This is a genomic window from Telluria sp. ZB4P37 (assembly GCF_059685855.1).
Window position 1 is genome coordinate 1 of sequence record NZ_JCASID010000022.1, and the last position, 12283, is coordinate 12283.

Genomic DNA, 12283 nt, shown 5'->3' on the forward strand with positions numbered 1-12283 from the left:
TTTGTAACCCGCAGTGCCGGAAAGGTACTGCTGGACGATGGCGAGCTTAAATTGCTCACTGTACTTCGACATGAAAAAACCCCAAAAGTTGGTGTCCAACTTTTGGGGTTCAGTTCATTCGGGAGCTTTTTTCATTGGCGAAGCTTGCATATCGCGCCCCGTAGGGTGGGCAGGTTCCTTGCCCACGCGTTCAGCCAGCCGTGGAATAATCGCTCCGCCGCTTTTCATGCGTGATTTGAACGCGTGGGCAGAATCTGCCACCCTACGACGCTCGACGGCTCGAACGCCCATAAAAAAACCCGCTGCAAGCAGCGGGTTCTTCACGACACCATCAAAGGTTATTAACCTTCGCGGTTCGCCTTCTTGCGCTCGTGCTCTTTCAGGAAGCGCTTGCGCAGGCGGATCGATTTCGGGGTGATCTCGACCAGTTCGTCGTCTTCGATGAACTCGACGGCGTACTCGAGCGACATCTGGATCGGCGGCACCAGGCGCACGGCTTCGTCGGTACCCGACGAACGCACGTTGGTCAGCTGCTTGCCCTTGATCGGGTTCACGACCAGGTCGTTGTCGCGCGAGTGGATGCCGATGATCATGCCTTCGTACACCGGGTCGTTGTGCGACACGAACATGCGGCCGCGGTCCTGCAGCTTCCAGATCGCGTAGGCGACGGCAGCGCCGTCATCCTGCGAGATCAGCACGCCGTTACGGCGGCCGGCCATTTCGCCCTTGGTGTTGTCCACCGGTGCGTACTCGTGGAACACGTGGCTCATCAGGCCGGTGCCGCGGGTCAGGGTCATGAATTCGCCCTGGAAGCCGATCAGGCCACGCGCCGGGATCAGGTACTCGAGGCGCACGCGGCCCTTGCCATCCGATTCCATGTTCTGCAGGTCGCCACGGCGGCGGCCCAGTTCTTCCATCACGCCACCCTGGTTGACTTCTTCGACGTCGACCGACAGGCTCTCGAACGGCTCGTGGCGCACGCCATCGACCATCTTGAAGACCACGCGTGGACGCGACACAGCCAGCTCGAAACCTTCGCGACGCATGTTTTCCAGCAAAATCGTCAGGTGCAGCTCGCCACGACCCGAGACTTCGAACACGGTGTCGTCCGGGGTTGGCGAAACGCGCAGGGCAACGTTGGCCTTCAGTTCGCGGTCGAGGCGCTCGCGCAGCTGGCGGCTGGTGACGAACTTGCCTTCACGGCCAGCCAGCGGCGAGTTGTTGACCATGAAGTTCATGGTCAGGGTCGGCTCGTCGACGGTCAGCATCGGCAGCGCTTCCGGGGTGTCCGGTGCGCACAAGGTCGAGCCGATACCGATTTCGTCGATACCGTTGATCAGGCAAATGTCGCCGGCGACGGCTTCGTCGACCAGCACGCGCTCCAGGCCCTTGAAGTTCAGCACCTGGTTGATGCGGCCCTTGATCGGGGTGCCGTCAGGACCGTTCATGACGATGACGTCCTGGCCGGTCTTGATGGTGCCGCGGTTGACGCGGCCAATTCCGATCTTGCCGACGTACGACGAGTAGTCGAGCGAGGTGATCTGCATCTGCAGCGGGCCTTCCGGATTGTCGTCACGGACCGGCACGTGTTGCAGGATCGCGTCGAACAGCGGCTTCATGTCGCCACTGCGGACATCTTCGGTCAGGCCGGCGTAGCCGTTCAGGCCCGAGGCGTAGATGATCGGGAAGTCGAGCTGGTCGTCGGTGGCGCCGAGCTTGTCGAACAGTTCGAAGGTCTGGTTGATGGCCCATTCGGCGCGCGCGCCGGGACGGTCGACCTTGTTGACGACGACGATCGGCTTCAGGCCCAGGGCCAGTGCCTTGCGGGTCACGAAGCGGGTCTGCGGCATCGGGCCTTCTTGTGCATCGACCAGCAGCAGCACCGAGTCGACCATCGACAGCACGCGCTCGACCTCGCCGCCGAAGTCGGCGTGGCCTGGGGTGTCGACGATGTTGATGTGCGTACCTTCGTACTCAACGGCGCAGTTCTTCGACAGAATCGTAATGCCGCGTTCTTTTTCGAGGTCGTTCGAGTCCATCACGCGGGTTTCGACGGCCTGGTTCTCGCGGAAGGTACCCGACTGGCGCAGCAGCATGTCCACGAGAGTGGTCTTGCCGTGGTCGACGTGGGCGATGATTGCGATATTACGAATCGCGCGTTTGGTGTTTGACATGAATTTTCGAGAAGTTGCGTGTTGTACGAAAGTGTACGAGTGCTGCTGCTGACTGTTGCCGGGTGCTGCTGATACGGTATTGCAGATTACTGGAACCGACTAGTATAGCACGGATAGTGCGCAATCTAGGCGGGCCGGCGGGGGAAGCGCAGGAATTTCGATGCTTTGGCGACAGCACATGATCCGGCGCTGACCACAGGGTGGACGGCTACACCCCGCGCTCGATATGCAATCGCGCCCCTTGCGCCGCCCACGCGTTCAACACACGGATGAATTGACGCGCAGGCTCTCTTGCCCTGGCTGAACGCGTGGGCGGCATTCAAGCTCCAGGCCAATCCGCTCCCGGGTGGCGCCGCACCACCCTACGAGACGGTGGATATCAACCGTTCCGGGGCCAGGATCGAATACTCCCCCAACTGCGCAGTGCCGAGCAGGCGCTCGGCGTGGTACACGCGCACCCTGCCCTGCTCGTCTGGCACGACGATCTCCTCCTTGCCGAGCGCCAGCCGCTGCCCCTGCAGGAAGCGCGTCGCCAGCTCCGCCGTCAGCTCCAGCGCCGGGAAGCTCGAGAGCAGCGCATCGACCGGCATCAGGAGCGACATCGGCTCCGGATGCGCCAACAGCTCGTCCAGCGTCACCATGCCCGCCGTCGTCAACGCACCGACCTCGATGCGGCGCAGCGCATTGAGGTGGGCGCCGCAGCCAAGCGCCGCGCCGATGTCCTCGCCCAGCACGCGCACATAGGTGCCCTTGCTGCAGGTGACCAGGATCTTCAGGAAAGGCGCGTTGTATTCCACCAGCGACAGCCCGTGGATCGTTACCGGCCGGGCGTCGCGCTCGAGCGTGATGCCTTCGCGCGCGTATTCGTACAAGGCCTTGCCGTCGCGCTTGAGCGCCGAATACATCGGCGGCACCTGCAGGATAGGGCCGCGGAAGCGCGCCAGCGCCGCTTCAATCTGCTCGCGCGTGACCTCCACGTCGCGCTGCTCGATGACCTCGCCCTCGGTGTCGCCGGTGGTGGTCATGATCCCCAGGTGCACGGTCGCTTCGTAGCTCTTGTCCGCTTCCAGCAGGTCTTGCGAGAACTTAGTCGCCTCGCCGAAGCACAGCGGCAAGAGGCCGGTAGCGAACGGATCCAGCGTGCCGGTATGCCCGGCCTTCTTGGCGTTGAGCACGCGCTTGGCCTTGATCAGCGCGTCGTTCGACGACAGGCCGACCGGCTTGTCGAGCAGGAGAACGCCGTCGACGAGGTCGCGCGGCTTTTTGGCAGGACGCGCGCTCACTCGGATTCTGGCTTCGTATCTGCCGCGGTATCGGGAACCGCATCCGGCTCGGCGTCGGCCGCGCGCACCGCATTGGCCTGGTCGATCAGCGCCGACATGGCCAGGCCACGGGTGGTCGAGGTGTCATGCACGAAATGCAATGCGGGAAGCGTGTGGATGTGCAGGCGCTTGCCGAGCAGGTTGCGCAGGTAGCCGGCGGAGCGCGACAGGCCCTCGAGGGTCATCTTGATCTCTTCCTTGCTGTCTTTGAGCAGGGTGAAGAAGACCTTGGCGTGGGCGTAGTCGGGGGTCAGCTGCACTTCGCTGATCGTGACCATGCCGATGCGCGGGTCCTTGAGTTCGTAGGCGATCAGTTCCGACAGGTCTTTCTGGATCTGGTCGGCGACGCGCAGGCCGCGCTGGGGGATGCTTTTGCTGTGTTTTGCCATGATGGTGCTTGTTTGTTCTTGTGTGGTTGATACGGTGACAGCTCTATTGCAGTCACCGCACTCAGCTCCGTCATCCCGGCGAAGGCCGGGATCCAAGTTTGCGTGCAAAACCGCCGGGCTTGAAGATACAGGCAGCGGCACGAAATTGGGTACCGGGCTTCGCCGGTACGACGGTTCAACAGTTAGGGGCTGGCGGATGCGAAGGTGACTCGTTCAACGCATCTGAGCCATCCAATAAAAACAAGGGCCAGGCCCCTCCGCGGCATCGCCGCGAAGCGTCCTGGCCCCATGTTACGCCAAGTGCGTGAATTACAGCGTACGCGCCACTTCGGTGACTTCGAACACTTCGAGGACGTCGCCGACCACGATATCGTTCATGTTCTTCAGCGACAGGCCGCATTCCAGGCCGGCGCGGACTTCTTTCGCGTCGTCCTTGAAGCGCTTGAGCGAGTCGATCTCGCCGGTCCACACGACGATGTTGTTGCGCAGCAGGCGAACCGAGGAGGAACGCTTGACCACGCCATCGGTGACCAGGCAGCCCGCGATCGCGCCGACCTTCGAGACCAGGATGACCTGGCGAATCTCGACCTGGCCGGTGATGGTCTCGCGCTTTTCCGGCGCCAGCATGCCCGACAGTGCGGTCTTGATCTCGTCGATCGCATCGTAAATGATGCTGTAGTAACGGATGTCGACGCCGTTGGCTTCGGCCAGCTTGCGCGCCTGGTTGTCGGCACGGGCGTTGAAGCCGATGATGACCGCCTTCGACGCGACCGCCAGGTTGACGTCCGACTCGGTGATGCCGCCGACCGCCGCATGGACGATCTGGACGCGCACTTCCGAAGTCGACAGCTTCTGCAGCGAACCGACCAGCGCTTCCTGCGAACCCTGCACATCGGTCTTGACGATGAGCGGGAGGTTCTTGACTTCGCCTTCGGCCATCTGCTCGAACATGTTCTCGAGCTTGGCGGCCTGCTGCTTGGCCAGCTTGACGTCGCGGAACTTACCTTGACGGAACAGGGCGATTTCACGCGCCTTGCGCTCGTCGGCCATGACCATCACTTCTTCGCCGGCGCTCGGCACTTCGGTCAGGCCCTGGATCTCGACCGGGATCGATGGACCCGCGGTAGTGACCGGCTTGCCGTTTTCATCCAACATGGCACGCACGCGGCCGAACGAGGAACCCGCCAGCACGACGTCGCCGCGCTTGAGGGTACCCGACTGCACCAGGATCGTCGCGACCGGGCCCTTGCCCTTGTCGAGGCGCGCTTCAACCACCAGGCCACGCGCCGGTGCTTCGGTCGGTGCCTTGAGTTCCAGCACTTCGGCCTGCAGCAGCACCTGTTCGAGCAGGTCGTCGATACCGGTACCCATCTTGGCCGACACCGGCACGAATGGCGATTCGCCACCGTATTCTTCCGGCACCACGCCTTCGGTGACCAGTTCCTGCGTCACGCGGTCGGTGTTCGCACCCGGCTTGTCGATCTTGTTGATCGCCACCACCAGTGGAACGCCGGCAGCTTTTGCGTGAGCAATCGCTTCTTTCGTTTGCGGCATCACGCCGTCGTCCGCCGCCACCACCAGGATGACGATGTCGGTTGCCTTGGCGCCACGGGCACGCATGGCGGTGAACGCCTCGTGGCCCGGGGTATCCAGGAAGGTGATCATGCCACGCGGGGTGTCCACGTGGTATGCACCGATGTGCTGGGTAATGCCGCCGGCTTCGCCCGACGCCACTTTCGCACGGCGGATGTAGTCCAGCAGCGAGGTCTTACCGTGGTCGACGTGACCCATGACGGTGACCACCGGAGCGCGCGAGGTCGATTCGAACTCGGCGTGCTCGCCCTGGTCGGCCAGCAGCGCTTCCGGATCGTCCTCGGCAGCGGCAAATGCCTTGTGGCCCATTTCTTCCACGAGAATCATCGCGGTTTCCTGGTCCAGCACCTGGTTGATGGTGCACATCTGGCCCAGTTTCATCAGTTGCTTGATGACTTCCGATGCCTTGACAGCCATCTTGTGCGCCAGTTCGGCGACCGTGATGGTCTCCGGCACGTGGACGTCCTTGACGATCGCCTCGGTCGGCGCCTGGAAATTGGTTTCGCGGTCATCGCCATGCGAACGGCGGCCACCACTGCGGCCACCGCTGCGCCAGCCGTCACGGCCGGTAGAGGCAGGTGCGCCACGGCCTTTCGGGCCGCTCGGTGCGCCGCGCTTCTTGGCGTCATCCGACCAGGTCGAGGACACATTGGCCGACTTGATCGACTTCTTGTCGCCCGGCTTCTTGTCGTCCGTCTTCTTGACGTCGCCCGGTTTCTTCTCGCCCGCGGCAGGCTTGTGCAGCGTACCGGTCGGTGCGGCAGGGGCGGCCGGCTTGGCAACCGGCTCCGGCGCCTTGATGACGCGGCGCGGCTGGCTCATCATGAGCTTGATCTGGGCGACTTCGTCTGCCACGGCCTTGCGGGCCTTCTCGGTAGCGGCAGCACGTTCGGCCGCTTCGCGGGTGGCTTCCTCGGAACGCTTCTTGGCTTCAGCAGCAGCGGCTTGCGCCTTCTCGTCGGCTGCGCCGCTGGCGGCGGTCGCCGCGGCAGCGGTCGCGGCGGCCTTGGCAGCAGCATCGCGCTTGGCCTGCTCGGCCGCTTCGCGCTTGCTCTGTTCTTCGGCGACCTTGGCCTGGGCGGCTTCCTCGGCTTCGAGCTTGGCCAGGCGTTCCTGCTTTTCACGCAAGTCGGCTTCCTGGCGGGCGATCAGCTCGGTCTGGCGGCGCGCATCTTCTTCGCGGCGCGCCAGTTCGGCAGCGTCGATCACCGGCTCGGCTTCGATCTTCGGTGCCGGCGCAGGATCGTCGCGCTGCACGAAGGTGCGCTTCTTGCGCACTTCCACCTGGATGGTGCGCGATTTGCCGCTGGAATCGGCCTGCTTGATCTCGGTCGTTTCCTTGCGGGTTACCGTGATCTTTTTCTTTTCGGTCGGTTCCGCCGCGCCGTGGGTACGGCGCAGGTGGTTCAGCAGCTTGTCCTTATCATCCTTTGACAAGGGATCTGACGTCGAACTCTTTTCGACGCCGGCCGAGCGCAGCTGCGTCAGCAGCAGGTCTGCAGGCATCTTCAGTTCGGTGGCAAATTGGGCTACGTTGTTACTCGCCATTCAGTCCTCTTTTCTATGTGTCGCGGAGATGATAAAGATTTGCAAATTACGCCTTGGCCGTTTCTGCCAGGCTCCAGGCTTTCGCCTGCAGCGCCTTGGCGCGGTCATCGTATTTACTGTCGACCAGCTTCATCTCATCGTCGGTCACATCATTAAATTCATTCTTGATCAGTTCGCCGGCACGCTCCGACGACAGGGCCAGGATGGCGCCGAATTCGTCATAGGCGAGTGCCGAAAATGCTTCGACCGTCTTGATGCCGGCCAGGCCAAGCTTGCCGGCAGTGGTACGGTCCATGCCTTCGAGGTTGACCAATGCTTCTTCCATGCCTTCCAGGCCTTCCTCGGAAGCGATAGCTTCGGTCACCAGCGCGTCACGGGCACGGGTACGCAGCTCGTTGACGGTGTCTTCGTCGAAGGACTCGATTTCCAGCATTTCGGAAATTGGTACATACGCGATTTCTTCAAGGCTGGCAAAGCCCTCTTCCACCAGGATATCGGCCACTTCCTGGTCGACGTCCAGCTTCTCCATGAACAGCGTGCGGATGGCTGCCGTTTCCTGGGCCACCTTGTTGGCCGATTCTTCGGCCGTCATGATGTTGATTTTCCAGCCGGTCAGTTCCGACGCCAGGCGCACGTTCTGGCCCGAACGGCCGATCGCGATGGCCAGGTTTTCTTCGTCGACCACGACGTCCATCGCGTGCTTTTCTTCGTCGACCATGATCGACGAGACATTGGCCGGAGCCAGGGCGCCGATCACGAACTGGGCCGGATCGTCCGACCACAGCACGATGTCGACCCGCTCGCCGCCGAGCTCACCGGTCACGGCCTGCACGCGCGAACCGCGCATGCCGACGCAGGTACCGATCGGGTCGATGCGCTTGTCGCTGGTGAAGACCGCGATCTTGGCGCGCACGCCGGCATCGCGGGCAGCCGATTTGATCTGCAGGAGGTCCTGCTCGATTTCCGGCACTTCGAGTTCGAACAGCTTCATGATGAAGTCCGGCGCAGTGCGCGACAGGATCACCTGCGGGCCGCGCATGTTGCGGTCGACGCGCAGGATGAAGGCGCGGACGCGGTCGCCGATACGCAGGTTCTCTTTCGGGATCATCTGGTCGCGCGGCAGGCGCGCTTCGATCTTGCCCGATTCGACGATCGCATCGCCGCGTTCCATGCGCTTGATGGTGCCGGTGACCAGCGAATCGCCGCGTTCGAGGAAGTCTTGCAGGATCTGCTCGCGCTCGGCATCACGCACGCGCTGCAGGACGACCTGCTTGGTGTCCTGGGCGAAGCGGCGGCCGAAGTCGACCGACTCGATCGGGTCTTCGATGTATTCGTCGACTTCGATGTCCGGAATCTGTTCCATGGCTTCGAAGTGCAGGATTTCCTGGTCGGGAAGCTGCAGGCCGGCTTCGTTCGGAACGACGTGCCAGCGGCGGAAGGTCTCGAATTCGCCGGTGTCGCGATCGATCGCCACGCGAATGTCGACCTCGCCTTCATAGCGCTTTTTGGTGGCTTGCGCGAGCGCGAACTCGAGCGCTCCGAAAACCACTTCTTTATCGACGTTCTTTTCGCGCGCAAGCGCATCCACCAGCAACAAAATTTCGCGACTCATGCTTTGCGACTCCTAAAATCCACCTGCGGCACCAAACGTGCCTTGTCCAATTCGGCCAGCGTAAATTCCAACAACGCTGCGCCATCTTTATTTTCGATTTCCAAACCGACCTTGTCGTTCTCGACGCCGCGCAGTATCCCGGTAAAGGTCTTGCGGTTCTGGGCACCAGGCATCGCGACGCGCAGCTTGACCGTGCATTCATGCCCGGCAAAACGCGCAAAGTCGGCGAGGGTCCGCACCGGGCGATCGAGGCCCGGCGACGAAATTTCCAATCGTTCGTAGTCCACGTTCTCGACGGTGAACACGTGCGACAACTGGTGGCTTACCGTGGCGCAGTCCTCGACCGTGATCGGGCCCTTCTCTTCCACGGTATCCGCCGGGAAATCGATATACACGCGCAGGATCCCGCGCTCGCCGCGTTCGACGTCAACAAGTTCGTAACCGAGGCTGGCGACTGTCTTGGCGATTAAATCAAACTGCTGCACGGCACTTCTCCAGGGCGTTAAAACGATTTACCAAAAAAAAAATGGGCATCTGCCCATCTTTTGTATTTGCAACCCAACCAGATGAAAGCACTCGCACCAAGAAAATAATGGGAGGAACTTTGATTAGGCTGCAAATTATACAGCTTTACTGCTCCTCTCGCAATCGCCGGGCTGGAATTGCCTGAGGAATAGAGCAAAAAGCAACAGTTGGCAGGGTGACCATATCGGGCCTGCGTCGCATTCTACGGCATTGCGATGCCCGGCGACGCAAGTCAATGTGCGCCGGCCGGGCGGTATTCCCGGATCAGCCGCGCTTGCCGCGGCGCGGCATGCCGTGCTCGGAGCCGCGCGGACCCTGGCCGCCGCGGCGGCCGCCGCCACCGGTGCCGGCAAAGCCGAAGGTGGTCTGGAGCGGATCCGGCTGCTTCGGACGGCTGCTGCCGCGCTGCTGGGCAGCACCAAAGCTGCCCGGCTTGCCGCCACCCTTGGCGCCGCCCTGGCCGCCGCCTTGCGGACGGCCACCCGGGCCGCGCCCGGCCGGCACAACACCAGGCTGGGCCGGACGGCCGGAACCCACGCGCGCCGCCTGCGGACCGAAAGGGTCCACGTTGCGGTTGGCGTCGGCGCGGTCGATACGGTTGCCGTCGCTGCGGCGCGCTTCGTCGCCACGGGGGCCGGCCTGCGGCTTGCCGCCGCGGCCCTTGCCCTGCTCGGGAGCAGCACCCTTCTTCTCGACGCCGAATGCGGTCATCAGCGAGCGCACGTCGTTTTCTTCCAGCTCTTCCCAACGGCCGCGCTTGAGGGCGGTCGGCAGGGTCATGGCGCCGTAGCGGGTACGGATCAGGCGCGAGACGGTCAGGCCGACCGCTTCGAACATGCGGCGCACTTCGCGGTTGCGTCCTTCGCCGATGACCACGCGGTACCACTTGTTGATGCCTTCGCCGCCGCCGTCCTGGATTTTCGAGAACGAGGCCAGGCCGTCGTCGAGTTCGACACCCGCGAGGAGCTTCTGGCGCATGCCTTCTTCCAGCTCGCCCAGGGTGCGCACCGCGTATTCGCGGTCGATGTTATAGCGCGGGTGCATCAGGCGGTTGGCGAGGTCGCCCGAGGTCGTGAACAGCAGCAGGCCTTCGGTATTGAAGTCGAGGCGCCCCACGGCCAGCCATTTGCCGGTCTTCATGGTCGGCAGGCGGTCGAACACCGATGGACGGCCTTCCGGATCGTCGTGACTGACGATCTCGCCGGCCGGCTTGTGGTAGACCAGCACGCGCGGCGGCTTGCTGGTGTTGACGCGGCGCTGGATGAGCTTGCCGTTGATGCGCACGGCGTCGGTCGGCAGGATGCGCTGGCCGATGTGGGCCGGCTCGCCATTGACCGAGACGCGTCCGGCGACGATCAGGTCTTCCATGTCGCGGCGCGAGCCCAGGCCCGCTTCGGCCAGCACCTTGTGCAGCTTCGGCGCGTCGTCGTCCGAGGTCAGGTCGCGGCGAACGGCCTTGGGCTGCGCTTGTCCGCGGCCGCCTTCGCTGGTATCGAAATCGTCCGAGGTCACGAACGAGAACACTGCGTCGGCGTCGCTCGACCCAGCGCCGCCCGGCTTGCCGGCCTTGCCCTGCTGCGGGCGGGCCTGGACCTGGCCCTTGCCTTGCGGCTTGCCCTGGCGCCCAGGCTGCTGCTGACCCGCCACGTTCGGCTGGCCGCGCTTGCCCGGTTTTTGCCCGTTGCGGCCGCGCCCTTCGCGCTGGCCGGCCTGTGGCTGCTCGCCGTCGGCCTGTGCTTCGGCGCCGGCCTCAGGCTGGACCTCGACCGCCGGCGCGTTTTCCAGCTGGCGCAGTTCGCGTTCCTGGCGCTTTTCGCGCATCTGGCGCGGTCCGCGCGGCTTGCGCTGCTCAGAATCGGCTTGCGGTGCAGCTGCGGCAGGCGCCGCTGCCGGCGCTTCCACGGCAGGCTGGACTTCGGCAGCGGCAGCGCGGGCGGCACGCGCCTTTGGCGGCTTGGCCGCCGGCTTGACGGCAGGCGCGTCCGCTGCGGCCTCGGCAGGTGGAGCGCCGTCGGCCACGGCGGCTTTGCGGGTGCGCTTCGGCTTGGCCGCCGCTTCCGGCGCCGCTGCTACCGCGCCTTCAGGAGCTGCAGTGGCTGCGGCGGGCTTGCGGGTGCGTTTCGGCTTGGCGGCGGCGCCCTCGCCTGCGTCGTCAGGGATGGTCTGGTTCGGTTCAGTTGGGTTCATCATTCGTATCTTTATTGTGCTGACCTGGCCCAGCGGCTGCCGCCGTCTCGCGGTCAAAAATCGGGAGGTCGACCGGCGCCTCATTGGCTGCGCCGGTCTCCGTGTCGGTCTTGGTATGTGTGTCGTCGGCGTCCGCTCGCGCTTGCGCCCTGTCAAAATTGTCGTTCAGCGCCGCTTCCAGCGCCTCGAGGCTGCGGCTGTCCGGCCCGTCCGCCACCGCCTGCAGTGGCGGCAGTTGCGACAGCGATGCCAGTCCCAGGTCGTCGAGGAACTGCTTGGTGGTGCCCAGCAGCGCGGGGCGCCCCACTACTTCGCGGTGGCCCAGCACGTCGATCCAGCCTCGGTCTTCGAGCATCTTGATCGTCTGCGAGTTCACCGCGACGCCGCGGATTTCCTCGATGTCGCCGCGCGTGACCGGCTGGCGGTAGGCGATGATCGCCAGCGTTTCCAGCGTGGCGCGCGAATACTTTGGCGGCTTCTCGGGCGACAGGCGGTCGAGGTAAGGCTTCATCTCGGGCCGGCTCTGGAAGCGCCAGCCGGAGGCCAGGCTGACGACTTCGATGCCGCGCCCCTGCCAGTCCTGGCGCAATTCTTCCAGCAAAATCTTGATCGTGTCGGACCCGACGCCGGCATTCAATTGGCGCCCGCCCGCGTCGACCTCGGCGAACAGCTTCTTCATGCCGTGGATCGTCATTGGCTCGCGCGCGCACAGCAGTGCGGTCTCGAGGACCCGTTTGGCCTCGTCAGTATTCATGTCGCGGTGTCGTCACGCTTCGAATGCAAGAAAATCAAACAAAATGGATGCTCATCCCGGGCGCCACCACGGATGCCAGCCGCCGGCTTGACAAGCCGCGGTGCGACGAAACTGCGCGCAAAAAAACTGGAATCCTGGGCCCGGGCTGGATGCGCCGGGCTGGCAATGGCGGCAGGCTT

Annotated in this window: 9 protein-coding genes; all 9 read right to left on the reverse strand. The window is 63.8% G+C overall.

The features are described from left to right. Positions 1-114: 114 nt before the first annotated feature. The 9 genes from AC56K1_RS21930 to scpB all read right to left on the reverse strand — a co-directional run bounded on the left by AC56K1_RS21930 (position 115) and on the right by scpB (position 12104). Entirely contained in the window at positions 115-324 is a 210-nt protein-coding gene (locus AC56K1_RS21930; RefSeq protein ID WP_497159900.1) for a hypothetical protein, read from the reverse strand. Between the two features lie 17 nt (positions 325-341). After that, positions 342-2174, reverse strand: a complete 1833-nt coding sequence (gene typA / locus AC56K1_RS21935; RefSeq protein WP_497159901.1) for a translational GTPase TypA — start codon at positions 2172-2174, stop codon at positions 342-344. Positions 2175-2536: 362 nt separating this feature from the next. Continuing rightward, positions 2537-3457 carry a tRNA pseudouridine(55) synthase TruB gene (truB, locus tag AC56K1_RS21940; RefSeq protein ID WP_497159902.1) on the reverse strand — a complete coding sequence of 307 codons (921 nt, stop codon included), beginning with the start codon at positions 3455-3457 and terminating at the stop codon, positions 2537-2539. Next, on the reverse strand, positions 3454-3885 hold the full coding sequence (rbfA, locus tag AC56K1_RS21945) for a 30S ribosome-binding factor RbfA (protein WP_497159903.1): 432 nt from the start codon (positions 3883-3885) through the stop codon (positions 3454-3456). The genes truB and rbfA overlap by 4 nt, the downstream gene beginning before the upstream one ends. 309 nt (positions 3886-4194) lie before the next feature. Continuing rightward, on the reverse strand, positions 4195-7026 hold the full coding sequence (gene infB, locus AC56K1_RS21950) for a translation initiation factor IF-2 (RefSeq protein ID WP_497159904.1): 2832 nt from the start codon (positions 7024-7026) through the stop codon (positions 4195-4197). 46 nt (positions 7027-7072) lie between these two features. Continuing rightward, positions 7073-8638, reverse strand: a complete 1566-nt coding sequence (nusA, locus tag AC56K1_RS21955) for a transcription termination factor NusA (RefSeq protein ID WP_497159905.1) — start codon at positions 8636-8638, stop codon at positions 7073-7075. After that, positions 8635-9123, reverse strand: a complete 489-nt coding sequence (gene rimP, locus AC56K1_RS21960) for a ribosome maturation factor RimP (RefSeq protein ID WP_497128168.1) — start codon at positions 9121-9123, stop codon at positions 8635-8637. The genes nusA and rimP overlap by 4 nt, the downstream gene beginning before the upstream one ends. Positions 9124-9427: 304 nt before the next feature. Then, positions 9428-11350, reverse strand: coding sequence for a 23S rRNA pseudouridine(2605) synthase RluB (gene rluB / locus AC56K1_RS21965; RefSeq protein WP_497159923.1), 1923 nt, complete (start codon positions 11348-11350; stop codon positions 9428-9430). Continuing rightward, positions 11337-12104 (reverse strand): SMC-Scp complex subunit ScpB, encoded by a 768-nt coding sequence (gene scpB, locus AC56K1_RS21970; RefSeq protein ID WP_497159906.1) that lies wholly within the window; start codon positions 12102-12104, stop codon positions 11337-11339. Before scpB ends, rluB begins: the two co-directional genes overlap by 14 nt. Positions 12105-12283: the final 179 nt, after the last annotated feature.